We start from the raw sequence: 18,373 nt of genomic DNA, 5'->3' as shown, positions 1-18,373 counted from the left end.
CGCCGCCCGCTAGAGGGCGGGCGGCGGGGAGCAGATGAGGAGACGACGCGGCATGGGCGACACCCTAGCCGTCACCGATCGTGAGGCGCACCGGGATTACGGCTTGCGGGCCACGCCGCCCAGCAGCAGTTCCTCCCAGGGGGCCAGCGGGCCGGGCAGCCGCTCGTCGGGGTGCCATTCCGGGAAGTGCACCACCCCGGGCTCGACCAGGACGAGCCCGTCGAAGTACGCCTCGATCGCCGTCCGGTCGCGGAAGTGGCCGGTGCCCATGGTGGCCTGGAGCAGGGTCTCCAGGGCCTTGGCCTTGGGGTTCTCGGAGGCGAGCATGTTGGAGACGGCCAGGTGGCTGCCAGGGGCGAGCTCGGCGACGTACCGCCGGACCAGGCCGCGGGGGTCGTCGGCGTCGGGGAACAGGTGCAGCAGCCCGACGGCGAGCAGGGCCGTGGGCTGGTCGAGGTCGATCAGGCGGCCCAGCTCGGGGTGGCCGAGCACGGCCTCGACGTCGCGGGCGTCGGCGGTGATCGCGGTGGCGTTGGGGTTGCCGCTCAGGATGGCGCGGGCGTGCGGCTCGACCATGGGGTCGAGGTCGACGTAGACGACCCTGGTACGGGGGTCGGCGAACTGGGCGACCTCGTGCGTGTTCTCGATGGTGGGCAGCCCGGCGCCGAGGTCGATGATCTGCCTGATGCCCGCCTCGCGGACGAGGAAGTCGACGACCCGCCCGATGAAGGCCCGGTTGCACCAGACCAGGTCGACCACCTCGGGCACGGCGTCCTTGAGCCGGCGCGCCACCGAACGGTCGACGGAGAAGTTCTCCACGCCGCCCAGCAGGCAGTCGTGCAGGCGGGCCACGCTGGGACGCGTGACATCGACGCCCGCGGGGGCCCACTCCTGCGCTTCGCCGACAGTCATCCGGCCCCCTTTCCAGTCCGTGACGCGGATCGTATCCGCCACCACCGACGCTTTGTGGGGGGTTTACCGGAGTCTGTCCGGGTAGCGGAGGTCTTGCCCGAGAAAAGACGGAAGAAGAGAGGAAGAGAGCCCAATGGAGCTCTGGAACTATCGTGCTGACGTCTATGACCGGGGTCAGAGTCTGGATCTCGTGGGGTACCACGTCCAGGCGACCGACGGGAAGATCGGGTCCGTCGACGAGGCGACGTACGAGGTCGGCGAGAGCTACATCATCGTCGACACCGGTCCCTGGATCTTCGGCAAGAAGGTCATGCTGCCGGCGCAGGTCGTCACGCGCATCGACCCTCAGGAGCGCAACGTGCACGTCGCGCGCACCAAGGCCGAGATCAAGGACGCGCCCGAGTTCGACGAGGGCAGGTACAAGGAGCCCGAGTACCGTACGCGGCTGGGTGACTACTACGGCCGCTACGGCGGGTGACCCTGGACGTCTGCCCCAGAAGGGCAGTCCGTCCTAGAAGGAGGGCCGCGTCCGAAAAGGACGCGGCCCTCCGCCCGTTCCGGGCCGCCTCCGTCAGGGCCACCGGCTCTCGCCGCCGGCCACCACCGGCTCGCTCAGCACGCCCAGCCGCTCCAGCAGCGTGACGAACGTCGTCGCGTACGGCGAGTCCGCCGTCACCGCCACCACCCTCGACCAGTCGACCTGCTCGCGCAGCGCCCGCACCTGGGCCAGCAGCGCGCCGTAGTCGCAGGCGTGCTCCGACAGCGGCAGCAGCCACGAGATGACCAGGTCGGTGGCCTCCAGCACCGGCACGATCACCGCCGACGCCTTCAGCGGCTCGGCCCGGTCCAGCAACTCCTCGGTGATCTCGTGGTCGGAGACCCGGAAGATCAGATCGACCAGCCGGCCCTCGTCGTACGCCTTGACCAGCCAGTCCTCCGGCGGTTTGGCCGTCTGGAAGCCCAGCCCGCGCAGGGCCTCCAGCGCGGCGGGCACGTCGTGCTCGGTGAGGACGAAATCGACGTCGTGCAGGGAGGGGGCGGCGCCTCTGGCGTAGGCCGCGCAGCCGCCGGCCAGCGCGAACTTCACCCCGGCGTCCTTCAGCCCGGAGCTCGCGCGCTTCAACGTGTCAAGGATGGCGTCGGTGACCGCATGGCCATGGCTGCTCATGGTTCCGGGCTACCCGCACGATCGTCATGTAGGCGTTGCGGACAGCGCGTAGGGACAGGGCGTAGGGACGGGGGTTGAGGGTAGCGCCACACCCTATGACCGAGATGCTGGAGAAGACGGAACGGGCGTACGGCAACGGGCACGATCGGCCGCTGGGCGGCTACATGGGCATCCTCGCCACGTACGGGGCGGGGGTGGCCGGCGCGGTGGTGGCCACCGTGCTGACCAAGAGGAAGCTGCCCGAGCGGGTCGGGGTCCTGGACCTCGCGCTCATGGCGGCCTGCACGCACAAGGTCTCCCGGCGCCTGGCCAAGGACCCGGTCATGAGCCCCCTGCGGGCGCCCTTCACCAGGTACGAGGGCCAAGGCGGCCCCTCCGAGGTCCAGGAGGAGCCGCGCGGGCCGATGGGCGAGCTGCTGGCCTGCCCGTTCTGCCTGGCCCAGTGGGCGGCCACCGCGTACGCCGTCGGCCTGGTCTTCGCCCCCAGGGTGACCAGGCTCGTCGGCGCCACGATGACCGCGGTCGCCATCTCCGACTGGCTGCAGCTCGGTTACGCCAAGCTGATGAAGTCGGCCGGCTAGCGCACCCTCGGGAGCACTTCGCGCTCGTAGAAGTCGAAGAAGGCGTCCTGCTCGGGGCCGATCTGGTTGACGTAGACCTCGTCGAAGCCGGCGTCCACGTACTGCCTGATCGCCCGCGCGTGGACCTCGGGGTCGGGGCCGACCGGGCTGCCCCCCACGGCCTCGTCCTCGGTGACCGACTCGGCGAGCTGCTCGAAATGGCGTGGCAGCGGCAGGAGCTGCGACGCCTCGCCCTTGATCCCCTGCGTGGGCCACAGGCGGTGGACGGTCTTGCGCGCGGTGGCCTCGTCGGCGGCGTAGCAGGCCTTGAGCCCGCCGAGCGCCGGTTTGTCCCCGCCGCCGGCCTCGCGGAACATCGTGACCGACCCCGCGTCCGGCGCGGTGGAGATGTAGCCGTCGGCCAGCCGTCCGGCCAGCGTCGTCGACTTCTCGCCGAACCCCGACATCAGGATGGGCGCGGGCTCGTCGGGGAGCGTGTAGAGCCGGGCGGTGTCCACGCGGTAGTGCGCGCCCCGGTGGGTCACCAGCCTGCCGGTGAACAGCTCGCGCATCAGCCCGACGGCCTCTTCGAGCATCTCCAGACGTTCGTCGAGCGGCGGCCAGCGGGACTCGACGACGTGCTCGTTCAGCGCCTCGCCGGTGCCCACGCCCAGCCTGAAGCGTCCGCCGGTGAGCGCCGCCGTGGTGGCGGCGGCCTGCGCGATGACGACCGGGTGCGTACGGACGAGCGGGCAGGTGACGGCTGTGGTGATGGGCAGGGAGGTCGCCTCGGCCAGCGCGCCTATCACGGACCAGACGAAGGGCGCCTGGCCCTGCTCGTCCAGCCAGGGGTGGAAGTGGTCGGAAATCCACAAGGCCGTGAAACCCGCGCGTTCGGCGGCCTTGGCCTGGCGTACCAGTTCTTGGGGGCTGTGTTCCTCGCACGACAAGAAATAGCCGAATGTCGTCATGAATCCCCACCTGCCCGTTACTGCGGAGAAAAACATGTTATGGAGTCGCGCGTGGGGGCAGTTGCCGTGGCATGGCTACTTTGCTTTGGATCATCGCCGTAATCCTCGTCATCTCCGGGATCTACGTGATTCTGGCCCGGCGCGACCTCCTCTGGGGGATCGTGCTCATCGTCCTCGGCTTCCTCGTGGGGCCGGGTGGGGTCAGCATCTTCAATGTCTAGGGCGGACGCCGCCCTGGACCCCGTCCGCGACCGTCCGCTGGGCCGAACCTCGAGAACGGCCCAGCGGAACACCTAGGTTTACCGAAATATCAGCAGCATCAGCCCTCAATCCCGATTGATCGGGCATGGGGAGCGAGTGAGCAGATTTCCGCCGTTCAGCCGCTACGAAATGAACGCGGCTTCGGCAAGGGTCCGTGAGCAGCTCGCTCACCTGCGCCGCCACCTGCGTACCCAGGCCATCCTCGACGAGGCCACGGCCCGCCTGGCCACCCGGCTCAACATCCGCCCGGGCGAGGCCGCCGAGCAACTCGCCAGGATGGCCCAGCACAGCGGTCTGGAGCTGACCGAGGTCGCCAGGGGCATCGAACCGCTGCCCGAGCAGGAGCTCGAACAGCCCGAGGTGCCCCAGTGGGTGCACGGCATGCTGGCGGGCGTGCATGCCTCGGCCATCTTCCTCACCCCCGTCCAGGACGACGCGGGCCGCGTCGTCGACTTCCTGGTCCTGGCCGCCAACAAGCACGCCAGGACCCCGGCCGGACGTACGGCCGACGACCTGGCCGGGGGCCGCCTCCTGGCGGTCAGCCCCGGCGTGGCCGGTTCGGGCCTGCTCGACGACTACATCGCCGTGTACGAGACGGGCGAGCCCCTCCACCACATGCCGATGGAGTTCGTCGAGGCCATGGACTACCGGCTGTGGCCGGCGACCCTGAGCGTGCGTGCCTCGCGCGTGGACGAGGGCCTGCTGGTGACCTGGCGCATCCTCGACGACGAGGAACTGCTGGTCTCCGGCTGGGAACGCGCGCAGCGCCTGGCCGAGCTGGGCTGGGGCGAGTGGAACCTGGCGACCGAGCGCACACTGTGGACGCCGCAGATGTACGAGATGTTCGGCCGCGACCGCGCCGACGGCCCGATGGCCCTGGAAGAGCTGCCCAGCGTGGTGGTCGCCGACGACCTGCCGCTCATGGACGAGCAGATCCGCACGCTGCTGGAGTTCCGCGAGGCCGTGGAGAACGAGTTCCGCATCCAGCACCGGCACGGTGTGCGCCACCTGTGCGTCTACAGCGAGCCGATCCTCGACGGGGACGGCGTGCCGATCAAGGTCCGCTCCCTGGTCCAGGACGTCACCAAGAACCGCCGCAGGGAACGCGCGCTGGCCGTGGCGCACGAGCAGGCGACCAAGGAGAAGGAACGGGCCGAGCAGGAGCACCGGATCACCGTCCAGCTCCAGGACACGATCCTGCCGATCCGCCGGGGGCTCATCAGCCTGCCGGGGCTCAGCGTGGGCGTGCGCTACCTGCCGGGCGAGGAGCTGGCCAGTCTCGGGGGCGACTGGTTCAAGGCCCGTCTGATCACCGACGGCCGCGTCCTGCTGGCCATCGGCGACGCCATGGGCCACGGCCTGACCGCCGCGAGCATCATGCTGCAGATGCGCTCGGGGCTGGCCGGCCTGGCGTACACGGGGGCTCCCGCGGGCCGGCTCGCCACCTGGCTGAACGACCTCATCGTGCACTCCAACGAGGGCATCACCGTCACCGGCACCGCGATCATCGGCCACTTCGACCCCGAGCGGCGCACGTTCGCCTGGACCAACGCCGGGCACCCGCCGCCCCTCCTCATCAGGGACGGCGAGGGGCAGCCGATCGAGGGGGTCACCGGCACCCTGCTGGGGGCGTTCGACGCGGCCGAGTTCGACATGACCGTCACGCAGCTCGAACCCGGCGACACCCTGCTCATGTACACCGACGGCGTCGTGGAGCGGCGCGGTCAGGATCTGGACGCGGGGGTCGCCGCGCTCGTCCGGGCCTCGCACGCGTGCGAGGGGGACGATCCCGAGCAGATGATCGACTGCGTGCTGCGGCGGCTCGGCGCCGACAGCGCCACCGACGACGTGTGCGTCATCGCCGCACGGGTGCTGTGAGGTCCGTCAGTCGTCGTAGTCGTTGCCCGGCTCTTCCAGGCAGTAGACGCCGTACGCCTTGCCGAGGACGGGCTGGGCGACGTTGCGGACGCGGATGCCGCCCGAGGTCGTGCCCTTCTCCGTGCCCTTGTGGGCGTGCCCGTGCAGGATGAGGTCGGCCCCCGCCGTGTCCACCGCCTCGGCCAGCAGGTAGCTGCCGAGGAAGGGGTAGATCTCCAGCGGCTCGCCCTCCAGCGTCTCCTTGATCGGGGAGTAGTGGGACAGCACCACGCGCTGGTCGGCCACCAGTTCCTTCAGCGCGATCTTCCACGCCTCGGCGATGTAGCGCGTGTGGGAGATGAAGTTCTTGATCTCGCGCTCGCCGAACTCGCTCGCGCTCTTGCCGGCGAACCCGCCGCCGAACCCCTTGCCGCCGACCACGCCCAGCTTCCGGTCACCGCACTGGATCACCGTGCCATCGTCGTCGAGCACGATGACGCCGGCGTCCCGCAGCTCGGCGGCGATCTCGTACTGCAGGTCGGAGTGGTAGTCGTGGTTGCCCAGGACGGCCACGGTGGGGATGGGCAGGCCGCGCAGCTCGTCGGCCACGAGCCGCCCCTCCTCCAGCGTGCCGTGCCGGGTGAGGTCGCCCGCGAGCATGAACACGTCGGCGCGTTCCTCGATGCCCTCAAGCCTGCGCCGGTACTGGCCTCTGACGTCCTCGCCCAGGTGGATGTCGCCCACCGCCGCTATTCGCAGGTCAGTCAAGATGCTCATCCTCCCCCGGCACCGAGACGTCGACCACGCGTATCTCGTTGTGCAGGTGCAGATCGGGCGCGATCTCCCGCGCCACCTGGCCGAGCCTGTCGCGCTGCTCGGCTCCGCTCACCTGACCACGCAGGAACAACTGGTCGCCGCGGACGTCGACCCGTATGCCGAGCTCGTTCGTGCGTCCGTCCTCGGCCAGCGCCCGTTGGACGCGGGCCGCGACGTACTGCGGAGCTTCCATCGTCTGTCTCCTTCCATTGTCGCCGCATGCCCGGGGATTAACGGCTCAAACAGCGCGAATCAGGTCTATGACCGCCCGTTCCACCGTCCCGTGCGTGGCGAGCTGGCCGTAGTCGGTGTCGGCTCCGAGCTCCGTCAGGGCCGCGGCGATCGTCCTGTTCTGGTCGTACGCCTCCACCACCCGCGGGTCCACGTACGACGCCCGCGCCACGGTCGGCGTGTTGCCCAGATACTCGGCCACCTCCCGCATCACCCGGGTGACCGCCCGCTTCCTGGCCGTGCCGCTCCCCCGGGCGTGTCCGGAGACCGCCAGGCCCACGGCGGCCAGGACGGTCGCGTGCCAGGTGCGGAAGTCCTTGGCGGTGACCTCGTACCCGATCAGTTCGCGCAGGTAGTCGTTGATGTCCTCGCTCCTGACGTCCTCCCACCCGCCTTTCGGACGGCGGTAGCGCAGCAGCTCGCCGTCCGCGCCGAGCGCCTTGAGCGAACGCAGCACCGTGCACGCCCCCGGATCGGCCACCTCGACCTCGCGGGAGATGTCCCCCTTGGCTTGGTAGGCACAGGTCACGACGCCGTTCCGGCACGTCACGTGCTCCATGCGCAGGGTGGCCAGGCCGTAGGTGTCGTAACTCTCGCCGCCGATCCTGAAGAACCCGATGTCCAGCAGGCGGGCGGCGGCGGCGAGCACCCGGTCCCTGGTCAGGCCGCGGCCCTTGAGGCGGTCGTCCACGGCCTGCCTGAAGGCGGGCAGGCGCTCGGCCACCTCCAGCACGTGGTCGAACTTCGCCTTGTCCTGCTGCTCGCGCCAGAGGTCGTGGTAGCGGTACTGCCGGCGTCCGGCCGCGTCCGTGCCGACGGCCTGGAGGTGGCCGCGCGGGGAGGGGCAGATCCACACGTCCTTCCACGCCGGGGGGATGACGAGCGACCGGATGCGCTGCAGTGTCGCGCTGTCGCGCACCGGCCGCCCGTCCGGTCCTTCGTAGCTGAAGCCCCGCCCGCGGCGACGCCTGACGATCCCCGGCTCACTCTGATCACTCGGACGCAGCTCGGGCACGCAGGGCGGCTACCCAGGACGTTAGGCAACAAACAGGACGGGCAGGTGAGCGGTATGCCTGAGAACACGGATGACGGTAGATGGTACGAGCAGGGTGACCGCAAGGGGCACCCCATGGTGCCCGCCACACCGCGCGACGTGGTGCACATCAGGGTGGGGTCGTTCATCCTGGTGTTCCTCTTCGCGTTCACGGTGCTGGGGCTCATCGCGGGTGCGCCGGTGATGGCAGGGATCGCGATCGTGTTGTTCATCGTCACGATCATCGACATCGCCCTGGCGATCCGGCGGCAGAAGGAACGAGGAACGGGAGAGGCAGGCTGACAGTCGACATGGCATCCCTTCGAGGACGCGTGGTAGTGGTGACGGGCGCCAGCGGCGGGGTCGGACGGGCGGTGGTGCGCGAACTCGGCGCCCGCGGCGCCCGCGTGGCCCTGGTCGCACGCGGCGAGGCGGGCCTCGGCGCGGCCGCCGTGGACGTGGGGACCGCGGGCGGGGACGCGCGGGTCTACGAGGCGGACGTGGCCGAGTACGAGCAGGTGAAGGCGGCGGCGGAACGCGTCGAGGCGGAGATGGGACCGATCTCCGTCTGGATCAACTGCGCCTTCTCCTCGGTGTTCGCCAAGTTCGCCGACATCTCGCCGGATGAGTACGCCCGTACCACTTCGGTGACGTACCTCGGCTACGTGTGGGGCACCAAGGTCGCCCTCGACCTCATGGGCCCCCGCAACGCCGGGACGATCGTCCAGGTCGGCTCGGCCCTGAGCCACCGCGGCATCCCCCTGCAATCGGCGTACTGCGGGGCCAAGCACGCCATCAAGGGCTTCACCGAGTCGCTGCGCACCGAGCTCCTGGCCGACCGCAGCGGCGTCGAGGTCACGCTGGTCCAGCTCCCGGCGGTCAACACCCCTCAGTTCGAGTGGGTCCTGTCCAAGCTGCGGCGGCACCCCCAGCCCGTCCCCCCGATCTACCAGCCGGAGGTCGCGGCCCGCGCCATCGTCTACGCCGCCGAGCACCCCGGACGCAAGGAGTACTGGGTGGGCGCCAGCACCGCGGCCACCCTCCTGGCCCAGCGCGTCGCCCCCGCCCTCGTGGACCGGTACCTGGCCAGGACCGGCATCAAGTCCCAGCAGACGGACGAGAAGCAGCCGAGCGGGGTGTCCAACCTCTGGGAGCCGGCCGACGAGGACAAGGACTACGGGGCGCACGGGACGTTCGACCAGCGCTCACACGGTCACAGCCCTCAGCTGTGGCTGTCCCAGCACCGGCGCGCGGTGATGCTGGCGGCGGGGGGCGTGGTCGCGGCGGTCACGGCGGCCCGCCGACTCAACCGCTGACCCGGCGGCGAAGGCGGGCCACCTCGGAGCGCCGAGCTATGCGTCGTCACCGTCGCGCAGGGAGTGAATCATGCTCCGCAGGATCCGGAAGGCGTCCGACTGCTCGGTCTCGTTCATCCCGGCCAGCATTCTGACCTCGACGGACCGGACCGCCGCGCTCGCCTTCTCCAGGCTCCGCCGGCCGCTGGGCGTGAGCCGCGCCGGAAGGGCCTTCCCGACCGGCGCCGCCGCGGGCCTGGTCACGTAGCCGTCTCGCTCCAGGGCCTGGAGCAGCACGTTCATCGACTGCCGGGTCACGAACGCGCCACGCGCGAGCTCGGAGTTCGACAGCCCCGGCCGTTGGGCCAGCAGTTCCAGGCAGGAGTAGTGCGTCACGGTCATCCCGAGCGGCCGCAGCACCTCCTCCATGGCTGCGCGCAGGGCGCTCGAAGCCTCTTTTAGCAGGTAGCCCAGCGATTTGTCCAGGTCGATGCCGCCACCGCTTTGACTCATGTCAGTATTCTGACATACATTGCTGCGTGTCAGTATCCTGACATGAAGAGAAGGAGCATCACCATGCCCGTCACCGGCCCCGACTTCATCTCGCTCCAGGCGCGCGACCTCGGCGCTTCACAGGCGTTCTACGAGCGCTACCTCGGCCTCGTCCGCTCGCCGGCCGGGCCTCCGCACGCCGTCGTCTTCGAGACGAAGCCGATCGCGTTCGCCCTGCGCGACGTCGTCCCCGGCACCGATCTCGCGTCCGTGGCCCAGCCCGGCATCGGCGCCTCGATCTGGCTGCACGCCACCGACGTCCAGGCCATCCACGACGCCCTCGTCGCCGACGGTCACACCATCGTCTCCGCACCGATCGACGGCCCCTTCGGCCGCACCTTCACCTTCGCCGACCCCGACGGCTACCAGGTCACCCTCCACGACCGCGCCTGAAGGCGGCCGTTCTCGGCGTAGAAGCGGCGCGCCTGCGACGCCGGGGATCGAGTCCCCGCCCTCGGCCAGAATGCCGTGCCACTTGCCGCGCCGCTCCTCGATCCCGGCCTCGGCGACCTTCGGCGCACACAACGGACCGTGCGAGCCCCCCAGGACAGGACGTGGATCTCGCCGAGGACGCCCCCGTCACCGGGTCGCGGGGGCTTCACTTCACTGAGAGAAACTGAGAAGTGGGTTCTGAACGACGTTTCTCAGTTGGTTCTCAGTACGTCGCCTCCGGCATTGCCCGGTCAGGGGAGGAGGGCGGTGGCTTCGATCTCGACCAGGTGGTCGGGGACGGCCAGGGCGGCGACTCCCAGCAGGGTCGCCGGTGGGGTCGACGTCACCCCCAGCTTCGCCTTCGCCCGGGAGATCCCCTCCAGGAGGGCGGCCATCCGGTCGGGGGTCCAGTCCACGACGTGGACGGTCAGTTTCGCCACGTCGTCGAACGTGCCGCCCGCTCCGGCCAGGGCGGTGGCGATGTTGAGGTAGCACTGCTCGACCTGCGCGGTGAGGTCGCCGGCGCCGATCGTGGTGCCGTCGGCGTCCCAGGAGACCTGGCCGGCGACGAAGACCAGCCTCGTCCCCGACGCGACCGCCACCTGGTGGTAGACGTCGACCTCGGGCAGCCCCTCGGGGTTCAGCAGGGTGACGGGCATGGTGGTGCGCCTCCTCGGAACACGGGCGGCCGGAACGCGTGCGCGGCCGCCTCACAGTCTCTTGTGGTTACTGAGGAACTGTAGGAGAGTGTCCGCTGACGTGGAAGAACGCACTTTTCAGTGACTGGGGAACCTCATGGTGACCAAGCAGTTCAAGGGCCCGGACGGCGATGCGGACCTGAGACGGGCCGACTCCCTGGCACGGGAGATCTTCTCGGACGTCGCCAACAAGTGGGCGTTCCTGATCATCGAGGCCATCGGCGAGGGCACCCTGCGGTTCGGCGAGCTGCGCGACCAGGTCGAGGGCATCAGCCACAAGATGCTCACCCAGAACCTGCGCATGCTGGAGCGCAACGGGCTGGTCGAGCGGGAGGTGTATCCGACCGTGCCGCCGCGGGTGGAGTACACCCTCACCGAGCCGGGACGGGCCCTGCGCGCGACGGTCGACGCGATGTGCCACTGGACGCAGCGCCACCTCGGCGAGATCGAGGCGGCCCGCCGCCGCTTCGACACCTGACACCCCGACCCGGGCCGCCCCGCGAGGGGTGTTTCAACTGTGGATAAATGGGGTCAGGTGGCGTCAAGCCCGAGTTAAGCCGCGCCCAGGGGGTAGGCGGCGTGAAACTCACGAGGAGGGTCTTGATGCCTGAACGCGATCTCCAGTATTTGACCGAACTGGCCGCGCAACTGCGCGTCGACTCCGTACGCGCCGCCGCGGCGGCCGGTTCCGGGCACCCCACCTCGTCCATGTCGGCGGCGGACCTGATGGCCGTGCTGTTCGCCTGCCACCTCAGGTACGACTTCGACCGCCCCGACAACCCCGGCAACGACCACCTGATCTTCTCCAAGGGCCACGCCTCCCCCCTTCTCTACTCGCTCTACAAGGCGGCGAAGGTCATCGACGACGAGGAGCTGCTGTCGTTCCGGCGCAGGGGAAGCAGGCTGGAGGGGCACCCCACCCCCCGGCTGCCCTGGGTCGACGTCGCCACGGGCTCGCTCGGGCAGGGGTTGCCGGTGGGCGTGGGCGTGGCCATGGCGGGACGGCTGGAACGGTTGCCGTACCGGGTGTGGGTGCTGTGCGGTGACAGTGAGCTGGCCGAGGGGTCCATCTGGGAGGCGGCCGAGCACGCGGGGGCCGAGGGGCTGGCCAACCTGGTCGTGATCGTGGACGTGAACCGGCTGGGACAACGCGGCCCGACCAGGCACGGATGGGACACGGGGGCGTACGCGCGCCGCTTCGGCGCCTTCGGCTGGCACACGATCGAGATCGACGGGCACGATCCCGGGCAGATCGACTTCGCGCTCGGGGACGCCTGCAACACCCGCCGACGTCCCACCGCGATCCTGGCCAAGACCCGCAAGGGCGAGGGGGTCACCGAGGTCGAGAACCGGGAGGGCGCGCACGGCAAGCCGCTCAAGGATCCCGACAAGGCCATCGACGAGCTGGGCGGCCCGCGCAGCGTCCGGGTGGACGTGCACCCCCCGGAGGGCGGGGCGGAGCCGTTCCACTTCGACACGCGACCGGCGACGGTGCCCGAGTACGAGGTCGGCGGGAAGGCCGCGACCAGAAGCGCGTTCGGCGCGGCGCTGGCGGCGCTCGGCGCGGCCCGCGGCGACGTGGTGGCGCTGGACGGCGAGGTGGCCGACTCGACCAAGACCCAGGAGTTCGGTGAGGCGTTCCCCGAGCGCTTCTTCGAGATGTACATCGCCGAGCAGCAGCTCGTGGCGGCGGCCGTCGGCCTGTCGGTACGCGGCTGGACCCCGTACGCGGCCACCTTCGCGGCGTTCCTGACCAGGGCGCACGACTTCATCAGGATGGCCGGCGTGAGCCAGGCGTCGATCCGGCTGGTCGGCTCGCACGCCGGCGTCTCGATCGGCGAGGACGGCCCCTCGCAGATGGGCCTGGAGGACCTGGCCATGATGCGGGCGGTGTACGGCAGCACGGTGCTGTACCCGTGCGACGCCAACCAGGCGGCGGCGCTGACCGTCGAGATGGCGGACGTGTCAGGGGTGTCCTACCTGCGCACCACGCGCGGGGAGACCCCGGTCATCTACCCGCCGGGCGAACGGTTCCCGGTGGGCGGCTCGCGGGTGCTGCGGCGCTCGCCCGACGACCGGGCCACGATCGTGGCGGCGGGCATCACGGTGCACGAGGCGCTGGCGGCGGCCGAGGAACTGCAGGCGGCCGGCGTCCCGGTCGGCGTGATCGACCTGTACTCGGTCAAGCCGGTGGACGCGGCGGTGCTGGTGGAGGCGGCCACGACGACGGGCAACCTGATCACGGTCGAGGATCACCGGCTGGAGGGCGGTCTCGGCGACGCCGTGCTGGACGCCGTCAGCGAGCTCGGCCCGCGGGTGGTGAAGCTCGCCGTGACCGGGTTGCCCGGGTCGGCGACGCCTGAGGAACAGCTCGCGGACGCCCGCATAGACCGCCACGCGATTGCCGCGGCGGTCAAGCGGTTGCTTTGAAGGAACTAGCGGGCCTTCGCCGTGGCCTTCCTGTTGGCCTTCTTGATGGCGTCCACCAGTTCCTTCTTGGTCATCCTGGATCGGCCGCGCACCCCGAGCCTGGACGCCACGCCCTGCAAGTGCTCCTTGCTGGCGTTGGCGTCCACGCCCTCCTCGGTCCGGCCGGAGCGGTCGGTCGCGCCCTTGTCGGACGGCCCCTTCTGCCCCTTCGCCTCCCAGTGGTCTCCGACCTTCTCGAAGGAGTGCTTGAGGGCGGCGAACGCGGTCATGTGCGCGCGCCGCCCCTCTCCGTACTCCTTCACGGCGGAGTCGTGCGCCTTGATCCATGTGTTCTGCGCCTTCTTGGGCGAACGCTTGATGGTCGACGGCAGCTCGTCAACGGCTGGCATGTCGATTCACCTCCTACAGCGGCGGTTCGTCGTAGTGGCGGCGCTCCTCGTACACCGTGGTCCTGCGGGTCTCCGGCTCCTCGTAGATCTCGTGCCGGTGCACCGGCTCGTCGATGGGGCCGACCGCCCTGCGGGTGACGCTGATCCGGTAGATGCCGAACAGCAGCCCCGCCAGGCCACCGAGCATGAGGATGACGCCGACGACGTTGATGTCGAGACCGGCGAGATCGAACTCGACGGCCCAGGTGAGGATCGCACCGAGCATGATGAGGATGATGCTTCCGGCGATGGTCATCAGATTTACCTCCTTGACGCGAAGGAACCTCTATCCACATGTCGAAAAACAAACCAGTCGTGGTAATCGGGCTGATGGGGTCGGGTAAGACGACCGCGGGCCGCCTCCTGGCCACGGCGCTGGCGATGCCGTTCACCGACAGCGACCCGTTCCTGGAGAAGGAGTACGGCGGCACGGCGGCGCAGATCGCCGCCCGCGAGGGCGCGGACGCGCTGCACCGGTACGAGGCCGAGCACGTGCTGGCGGCGCTGGCGGACGAGCCGAAGGTGATCGCGGCGGCGGCCAGCACCGTCGAGGACCCCCGGGTGCGTGCGGCGTTGCGCGACGCGTTCGTGGTCTGGGTGGACGCCGCCAACGCCGTCCTGGCACAGCGCATGAGCTCGGGCGCGCACCGCCCCGAGTTCCAGCCGGCGGAGATGCGGGCCCGGCGCGAGCGGTATTTCGAGCAGGTCGCGGACCTGACCTGTGACGTCGGCGTGCTGACCCCGGAGGAGGTGCGCGACGCGGCGCTGAGGAGAATGGGTTTGCCTGTCGATGACCAGGGCTGATAGCCAAAGGGGATGTTCGCCGAGAAACCCACTCTGACGGGGAAGCTGGTCAGGTTGCTGCCGGTCGGCCCCGAGCACGTCGAGGGCCTGCTCACGTTGGTCGGCGACCCGGAGGTGACCCGGCTGACGGGCAGCCACGGCGAGGCCGACCCCGAGGTGGCCCGCCAGTGGTACAGCACGAGAGGCGAGCACGCCGACCGGCTCGACCTGGCCGTCATGGCCGGCGACGAGTACGTGGGCGAGGTCGTGCTCAACGAGCTCGACCGGCACAACCTGTCGTGCAACCTGCGGATCGCGCTGATCGGCGCCCGGGTCTTCGGCAAGGGCTACGGCAGCGAGGCGATCGAGCTGGTCCTCGACCACGCCTTCGCCACCACGCCGCTGCACCGGATCAGCCTCGACGTCTACTCCTTCAACGACCGGGCCCGGCACGTCTACAAGAAGGCCGGGTTCGTGGAGGAGGGCGTGCAACGCGACACCCTGCTGTGGGAGGGCGAGTGGCACGACTCCGTGACGATGTCGGTGCTGCGTCCGGAGTGGCAGTCAAGATCCGGGAACCTGGCATAATGATCATGACGCATGGGTCCCCCGAGGCGCGCGGGGGACCTGTGGTCGTTCTCCCACAACCAACGGCCGCTCCGGCGCATCTAAGCATCAGTGACGATGCGCTTGGTGCCTGGTGATCCCGAGAGGCTGGGCGGCTTCTGGCTGGCCGCCCGGCTCGGCGCGGGCGCGCGCGGAGTGGTCTACGACGCCTACGACGACGACGGCCGCCGCTACGCGGTCAAGGTGCCGCGGGTCGAGGTGGAGCCGGTCGCGCGGGTGACCTGCCCGCATCTGGCGGAGGTGGTCGCGTCCGGGGTCGATCACGGCGTCCCTTACGTGGTGAGCGAATTCGTCGACGGGCCCGACCTGCGGCAGGCGGTCGAGCGGCACGGGCCGTACCGGGGCGAGGAGCTGGCGGCGCTGGCCGGAGCGCTGGCGGGGGCGCTGAGCACGCTGCACGCGGCCGGGCTGACACACCGTGACCTGCGGCCGGAGAGCGTGCTGCTGGCGGCGGGCGGCCCCAAGGTCATCGACATGGGGGCGGCGGTCGGCGGGTCGCTGGGGGCGACGTGCACGTACCTGGCCCCGGAGATCCTGACCGGCAGCGGCCACGAGGCGGCGACCGACGTCTTCTCCTGGGGGGCCGTGGTGCTCTACGCGGCCACGGGCGGCGATCCGTTCTCCGGACGCAGCCTGGGCGTGGTGCTGCACCGGCTGCTGACCGTCGACCCCGACCTGAGCGCCCTGCCCGAGGGGCTGCGCGAGCTGGTCGGACGGGCGCTGGCCAAGAACCCCGCCGCCCGGCCCGCGGCGCACGAGCTGCTGGTCGAGGCCGACCCCGCCGCGCTGCGCCCGCCGGACGGAGTGGCCGGCCACCGGTCGCTCGGCGAGCTGGCCGAGGACGTCTACGCCGGGCTCACGCCGCGCCAGCAGGAGGCGGTGCCGGGGCTGCTGCTGCGCCTGATGGACGGCGACGAGCCCCACGACGAGGGCGGCGTGCTGGCCCCGCTCATGGCGGCTGGGCTGCTCGTGCGCCGCAGCGTCCGGGTGCCGCCCACCGAGACCCCGGTCGGCAAGCTCGTGGCCGTGCGCGACGACCGGGTGGGGCCGGCCAGCGCCGCGCTCTACCGGGCCTGGCCACGCCTGCGCGGGTGGGTGGCCGACGAGCGTGACGGCCTGGCCGTCCACCGGGAGCTGCGCCTGGCGGCCGACCGGTGGTCGCGCCACCGGCGCGGGCAGACGTACCTCTACCGGGGCGACCGGCTCGACACGGCGCTCGGCTGGGCCGCGGCCAGGCGCCGCCACCTGCGCCTCAACCAGCTCGAACGCGACTTCATCGGCGCGAGCGTGGCCATGTCGAAGCAGCGCAGGCGGCTGCTGCGTCCGTCGCTGGCGACGCTGGCCGCCGCCCTGGCCGTCGCGGTGTCGATGTCGGCCCTCTCCCTGAACGGCGAGCAGCAGTTGCGGGGGCAGCTCCTGGAGGCCAACGCTCGGGCCGTCGCCGCCCGTGCCGAGGCGCTGCGCTCCTCCGACCCGCGTACGGCGATGCGGCTGAGCGTGGCGGCCTGGCGGATGTCGCCGGTGTTCGAGGCGCGGGCGGCGTTGCAGGCCTCGCTCGCGCAGCCCGAGCTGGGCGTGTTCACCGACCCCGCGGCCGACGAGCGGGCCGGCTACCTGCTGCGCGGCGACGAGCTGGTCAGGTGGGGCGACGGCACGCTGACCGTCTGGGACGTCCGCGGCGGCCGGCAGCTCGCCACGCGCGCGCTCCCCGAGGGCAGCGCCGCCCTGAGCGAGGACGGCCGGTACGCCGAGGGCCCGGACGGCCGGCCCGTCGAGCTCGCCACCGGCCGTACCCCCGAGACCGGGACGTACGCGATCACCAGCGGGAACCGGACGAAGGTGTACCGGGGCGGCGAGGTGCTGTTCGACGTGAGCGACCGCCGGGTGGCGGTGTCCCGCGACGGGAGCCGGGCCGCGTTCTCCGGCCTGGACGGGCGGGTCGAGCTGTGGGCGCTGCCGGGCCGGACCAGGGAACGGGTGATCACCGTACGGCCGCAGTCCGGGCCGGACCGGTCGGCGCCGCCCCTGGCGTTCAGCCCCGACGGCCGCACCCTGGCCGTGGCGGGCCGCGACGGCGTGACGCTGGTCACGCCCGGCGCCGAGCCGCCGAAGGGCGCCTCCGCCGCCGACCCGGCCCCCGCCCCCGTCGCCGCCTTCGCGGCGGAGGCGGGCGACGCTGAGAGGCTGTCGGACACCTCCGCCGGCACCCCCGTGTTCAGCCCCGACGGCACCCTGCTCGCCCTTCCCGGCCGGGACGAGGTGCGCGTCTGGAGCGTGGCCGACCGGCGGCTGGCCGGGGCCTACCACTTCCGCGGCGACCAGCACGGCGGCCTGGCCTTCTCCGCCGACGGCCGCACGCTGCGCTACCTGAGCGGGCTGGGCTCGGTCGTCTCGCTCGACGTCCCCGGGCTGCCCGCGCCCTCCCCCGGCGTCCGCACCGCCGCGCTGTCGAGCGACGGCCGGGTCGCGGCCAAGGACGTGGGCGACGCCATCCGGCTCACCGACGTGGTGGCGCGCAGGCCGCTGGCCGAGATCGCCGCCACCGGCGACGTGACCTTCGATGCGGCGGGCAGGCTGCTGGCGGTGGCGGGCGACCCGGTCACCGTCTGGGAGGCGTCCGGCGGCAGGAGGGTGAGCGCCGTCGACGCGGGCGGCGACGTGTCGGCCGTGGCCCTGTCCCCCGGCGGCGACACGCTGGCCACCGCCCGCGGCCGCCTGCTGGAGACCTGGGACGTGCGCGCGGGCCGCCGGATCAAGGTCTACGAGGGGGCCGGCGACCTGGCGATGGCCTTCAGCCCCGACGGCTCGACGCTCGCCTCCGGCACGAACCTGCTCGACCTGCGCACGGGTGAGGTCACCCCGCTCGCCCCGGCCGCCGACCGGCCCACCGCGCTCGCCTTCTCCCCCGACGGCCGCACGCTGGCCCTCGGGCTCGGCGGCGGACGCGTGGAGCTGTGGGACGTACGGGAGCGCGAGCGGGCCGGCACGGTCGAGACCGGCCCGGCCCCCGTACGCGACCTGCGCTTCTCCCCCGGCGGCGACCTGCTGGCGATCGACGCAGAACGCACCTCCCTGTGGGACGCCGGCACCCTGCGCGAGGTCGGCCAGGTGGGTTCGTGGGCCGAGGGGCTGGCCTTCAGCCAGGACGGCCGCACGCTGCGCGGCGTGGCGGCGGACGGCAGCGTACGCGAGAGCCCGGTCGACCCGGCGCTGACGGCGCAGGAGGTGTGCGCCCGCGCGGGCGGGCCGCTCAGCCAGGACGAGTGGAGCCGCCTGATCCCGGAGAGCGGCTACCAGGGCGGCTGCTGAGCCGCCCGGC

General features: G+C 71.4%; 22 protein-coding genes. 12 read left to right on the top strand and 10 right to left on the bottom strand.

Annotated elements, in window-relative coordinates; genetic code table 11:
* Positions 1 to 96: 96 nt before the first annotated feature.
* Entirely contained in the window at positions 97 to 912 is an 816-nt protein-coding gene (locus tag ABZ815_RS17895) for an SAM-dependent methyltransferase (protein ID WP_357699052.1), read from the bottom strand.
* Positions 913 to 1,102: 190 nt separating this feature from the next.
* Between ABZ815_RS17895 and ABZ815_RS17890 the strand changes: the two genes are divergently transcribed.
* Positions 1,103 to 1,390: a PRC-barrel domain containing protein gene (locus tag ABZ815_RS17890; protein WP_352352063.1), complete on the top strand. Its 288-nt coding sequence runs from the start codon at positions 1,103 to 1,105 to the stop codon at positions 1,388 to 1,390.
* A 93-nt stretch (positions 1,391 to 1,483) separates the two neighbouring features.
* Here ABZ815_RS17890 and ABZ815_RS17885 read toward each other — a convergent pair whose 3' ends face one another.
* A complete protein-coding gene (locus ABZ815_RS17885) occupies positions 1,484 to 2,080 on the bottom strand; it encodes a nucleotidyltransferase (RefSeq protein WP_357699050.1) in 597 nt (198 codons plus the stop codon).
* A gap of 95 nt (positions 2,081 to 2,175) precedes the next feature.
* On the opposite strand from ABZ815_RS17885, the gene ABZ815_RS17880 reads away from it, so the two are divergent.
* Positions 2,176 to 2,661: a DUF1360 domain-containing protein gene (locus tag ABZ815_RS17880; RefSeq protein ID WP_357699048.1), complete on the top strand. Its 486-nt coding sequence runs from the start codon at positions 2,176 to 2,178 to the stop codon at positions 2,659 to 2,661.
* Here ABZ815_RS17880 and ABZ815_RS17875 read toward each other — a convergent pair.
* Complete coding sequence (locus ABZ815_RS17875; protein ID WP_357699046.1) at positions 2,658 to 3,611, bottom strand: TIGR03557 family F420-dependent LLM class oxidoreductase; 954 nt, start codon at positions 3,609 to 3,611, stop codon at positions 2,658 to 2,660. The two genes, ABZ815_RS17880 and ABZ815_RS17875, sit on opposite strands and share 4 nt — an antisense overlap.
* A gap of 71 nt (positions 3,612 to 3,682) precedes the next feature.
* On the opposite strand from ABZ815_RS17875, the gene ABZ815_RS17870 reads away from it, so the two are divergent.
* Together ABZ815_RS17870 and ABZ815_RS17865 are read left to right on the top strand one after the other, a co-directional pair.
* Complete coding sequence (locus ABZ815_RS17870) at positions 3,683 to 3,832, top strand: GPGG-motif small membrane protein (protein ID WP_165959640.1); 150 nt, start codon at positions 3,683 to 3,685, stop codon at positions 3,830 to 3,832.
* Positions 3,833 to 3,968: 136 nt separating this feature from the next.
* Positions 3,969 to 5,750: a SpoIIE family protein phosphatase gene (locus ABZ815_RS17865; protein ID WP_357699044.1), complete on the top strand. Its 1,782-nt coding sequence runs from the start codon at positions 3,969 to 3,971 to the stop codon at positions 5,748 to 5,750.
* Between the two features lie 6 nt (positions 5,751 to 5,756).
* Here the strand turns inward: ABZ815_RS17865 and ABZ815_RS17860 are convergent, their stop codons facing one another.
* The 3 genes from ABZ815_RS17860 to ABZ815_RS17850 are packed head-to-tail and all read right to left on the bottom strand — an operon-like array spanning position 5,757 to position 7,791.
* Complete coding sequence (locus ABZ815_RS17860) at positions 5,757 to 6,497, bottom strand: metallophosphoesterase (RefSeq protein WP_357699042.1); 741 nt, start codon at positions 6,495 to 6,497, stop codon at positions 5,757 to 5,759.
* Positions 6,490 to 6,738 (bottom strand): BON domain-containing protein, encoded by a 249-nt coding sequence (locus ABZ815_RS17855; RefSeq protein ID WP_357699040.1) that lies wholly within the window; start codon positions 6,736 to 6,738, stop codon positions 6,490 to 6,492. Before ABZ815_RS17855 ends, ABZ815_RS17860 begins: the two co-directional genes overlap by 8 nt.
* A 45-nt stretch (positions 6,739 to 6,783) precedes the next feature.
* Positions 6,784 to 7,791, bottom strand: coding sequence for a DNA topoisomerase IB (locus ABZ815_RS17850; protein ID WP_357699038.1), 1,008 nt, complete (start codon positions 7,789 to 7,791; stop codon positions 6,784 to 6,786).
* 54 nt (positions 7,792 to 7,845) lie between these two features.
* On the opposite strand from ABZ815_RS17850, the gene ABZ815_RS17845 reads away from it, so the two are divergent.
* Positions 7,846 to 8,112 carry a hypothetical protein gene (locus tag ABZ815_RS17845; RefSeq protein ID WP_357699036.1) on the top strand — a complete coding sequence of 89 codons (267 nt, stop codon included), beginning with the start codon at positions 7,846 to 7,848 and terminating at the stop codon, positions 8,110 to 8,112.
* An 8-nt stretch (positions 8,113 to 8,120) separates the two neighbouring features.
* Positions 8,121 to 9,125: an SDR family oxidoreductase gene (locus tag ABZ815_RS17840; RefSeq protein ID WP_357699034.1), complete on the top strand. Its 1,005-nt coding sequence runs from the start codon at positions 8,121 to 8,123 to the stop codon at positions 9,123 to 9,125.
* Between the two features lie 36 nt (positions 9,126 to 9,161).
* On the opposite strand, the gene ABZ815_RS17835 is transcribed toward ABZ815_RS17840, so the two are convergent.
* Positions 9,162 to 9,617 (bottom strand): MarR family transcriptional regulator, encoded by a 456-nt coding sequence (locus ABZ815_RS17835; protein WP_357699032.1) that lies wholly within the window; start codon positions 9,615 to 9,617, stop codon positions 9,162 to 9,164.
* A gap of 63 nt (positions 9,618 to 9,680) precedes the next feature.
* Between ABZ815_RS17835 and ABZ815_RS17830 the strand changes: the two genes are divergently transcribed.
* Complete coding sequence (locus ABZ815_RS17830) at positions 9,681 to 10,049, top strand: VOC family protein (RefSeq protein WP_357699469.1); 369 nt, start codon at positions 9,681 to 9,683, stop codon at positions 10,047 to 10,049.
* Between the two features lie 290 nt (positions 10,050 to 10,339).
* On the opposite strand, the gene ABZ815_RS17825 is transcribed toward ABZ815_RS17830, so the two are convergent.
* Positions 10,340 to 10,747 (bottom strand): RidA family protein, encoded by a 408-nt coding sequence (locus tag ABZ815_RS17825; protein ID WP_357699031.1) that lies wholly within the window; start codon positions 10,745 to 10,747, stop codon positions 10,340 to 10,342.
* A gap of 136 nt (positions 10,748 to 10,883) precedes the next feature.
* Here ABZ815_RS17825 and ABZ815_RS17820 point away from each other — a divergent pair, with 136 nt between their 5' ends.
* Both ABZ815_RS17820 and ABZ815_RS17815 read left to right on the top strand, forming a co-directional pair.
* Positions 10,884 to 11,264, top strand: coding sequence for a helix-turn-helix domain-containing protein (locus ABZ815_RS17820; protein WP_357699029.1), 381 nt, complete (start codon positions 10,884 to 10,886; stop codon positions 11,262 to 11,264).
* A 125-nt stretch (positions 11,265 to 11,389) separates the two neighbouring features.
* Positions 11,390 to 13,216: a transketolase gene (locus ABZ815_RS17815; protein ID WP_357699027.1), complete on the top strand. Its 1,827-nt coding sequence runs from the start codon at positions 11,390 to 11,392 to the stop codon at positions 13,214 to 13,216.
* 5 nt (positions 13,217 to 13,221) lie between these two features.
* Here ABZ815_RS17815 and ABZ815_RS17810 read toward each other — a convergent pair whose 3' ends face one another.
* Together ABZ815_RS17810 and ABZ815_RS17805 are read right to left on the bottom strand one after the other, a co-directional pair.
* The gene (locus tag ABZ815_RS17810; protein ID WP_357699025.1) at positions 13,222 to 13,605 is read right to left on the bottom strand and encodes a ChaB family protein; all 384 of its coding nucleotides are present in this window, start codon (positions 13,603 to 13,605) and stop codon (positions 13,222 to 13,224) included.
* A gap of 13 nt (positions 13,606 to 13,618) precedes the next feature.
* Positions 13,619 to 13,900: a hypothetical protein gene (locus ABZ815_RS17805; protein ID WP_352319513.1), complete on the bottom strand. Its 282-nt coding sequence runs from the start codon at positions 13,898 to 13,900 to the stop codon at positions 13,619 to 13,621.
* A 38-nt stretch (positions 13,901 to 13,938) separates the two neighbouring features.
* Here ABZ815_RS17805 and ABZ815_RS17800 point away from each other — a divergent pair, with 38 nt between their 5' ends.
* The 3 genes from ABZ815_RS17800 (at position 13,939) to ABZ815_RS17790 (ending at position 18,363) form a co-directional block, all read left to right on the top strand.
* Complete coding sequence (locus ABZ815_RS17800; protein WP_357699023.1) at positions 13,939 to 14,448, top strand: shikimate kinase; 510 nt, start codon at positions 13,939 to 13,941, stop codon at positions 14,446 to 14,448.
* Positions 14,449 to 14,460: 12 nt separating this feature from the next.
* A complete protein-coding gene (locus ABZ815_RS17795) occupies positions 14,461 to 15,015 on the top strand; it encodes a GNAT family protein (protein ID WP_357699021.1) in 555 nt (184 codons plus the stop codon).
* 105 nt (positions 15,016 to 15,120) lie between these two features.
* Positions 15,121 to 18,363, top strand: a complete 3,243-nt coding sequence (locus ABZ815_RS17790; protein WP_357699019.1) for a WD40 repeat domain-containing serine/threonine-protein kinase — start codon at positions 15,121 to 15,123, stop codon at positions 18,361 to 18,363.
* Positions 18,364 to 18,373 lie beyond the last annotated feature (10 nt).

The sequence above is a fragment of the Nonomuraea sp. NPDC047529 genome (assembly GCF_040642995.1).
In the GTDB taxonomy this organism is placed as follows: Bacteria; Actinomycetota; Actinomycetes; order Streptosporangiales; family Streptosporangiaceae; genus Nonomuraea.
This window is presented reverse-complemented; position numbering and strand designations above follow the sequence as displayed.

Coding starts and splice junctions, on each gene's coding strand:
- ABZ815_RS17820 (WP_357699029.1), top strand. CDS start 10,884: ATGGTGACCAAGCAGTTCAAGGGCCCGGACGGCGATGCGGACCTGAGA.
- ABZ815_RS17805 (WP_352319513.1), bottom strand. CDS start 13,900: ATGACCATCGCCGGAAGCATCATCCTCATCATGCTCGGTGCGATCCTC.
- ABZ815_RS17845 (WP_357699036.1), top strand. CDS start 7,846: ATGCCTGAGAACACGGATGACGGTAGATGGTACGAGCAGGGTGACCGC.
- ABZ815_RS17800 (WP_357699023.1), top strand. CDS start 13,939: ATGTCGAAAAACAAACCAGTCGTGGTAATCGGGCTGATGGGGTCGGGT.
- ABZ815_RS17855 (WP_357699040.1), bottom strand. CDS start 6,738: ATGGAAGCTCCGCAGTACGTCGCGGCCCGCGTCCAACGGGCGCTGGCC.
- ABZ815_RS17795 (WP_357699021.1), top strand. CDS start 14,461: ATGTTCGCCGAGAAACCCACTCTGACGGGGAAGCTGGTCAGGTTGCTG.
- ABZ815_RS17880 (WP_357699048.1), top strand. CDS start 2,176: ATGACCGAGATGCTGGAGAAGACGGAACGGGCGTACGGCAACGGGCAC.
- ABZ815_RS17885 (WP_357699050.1), bottom strand. CDS start 2,080: ATGAGCAGCCATGGCCATGCGGTCACCGACGCCATCCTTGACACGTTG.
- ABZ815_RS17875 (WP_357699046.1), bottom strand. CDS start 3,611: ATGACGACATTCGGCTATTTCTTGTCGTGCGAGGAACACAGCCCCCAA.
- ABZ815_RS17815 (WP_357699027.1), top strand. CDS start 11,390: ATGCCTGAACGCGATCTCCAGTATTTGACCGAACTGGCCGCGCAACTG.
- ABZ815_RS17830 (WP_357699469.1), top strand. CDS start 9,681: ATGCCCGTCACCGGCCCCGACTTCATCTCGCTCCAGGCGCGCGACCTC.
- ABZ815_RS17810 (WP_357699025.1), bottom strand. CDS start 13,605: ATGCCAGCCGTTGACGAGCTGCCGTCGACCATCAAGCGTTCGCCCAAG.
- ABZ815_RS17895 (WP_357699052.1), bottom strand. CDS start 912: ATGACTGTCGGCGAAGCGCAGGAGTGGGCCCCCGCGGGCGTCGATGTC.
- ABZ815_RS17840 (WP_357699034.1), top strand. CDS start 8,121: ATGGCATCCCTTCGAGGACGCGTGGTAGTGGTGACGGGCGCCAGCGGC.
- ABZ815_RS17870 (WP_165959640.1), top strand. CDS start 3,683: ATGGCTACTTTGCTTTGGATCATCGCCGTAATCCTCGTCATCTCCGGG.
- ABZ815_RS17835 (WP_357699032.1), bottom strand. CDS start 9,617: ATGAGTCAAAGCGGTGGCGGCATCGACCTGGACAAATCGCTGGGCTAC.
- ABZ815_RS17825 (WP_357699031.1), bottom strand. CDS start 10,747: ATGCCCGTCACCCTGCTGAACCCCGAGGGGCTGCCCGAGGTCGACGTC.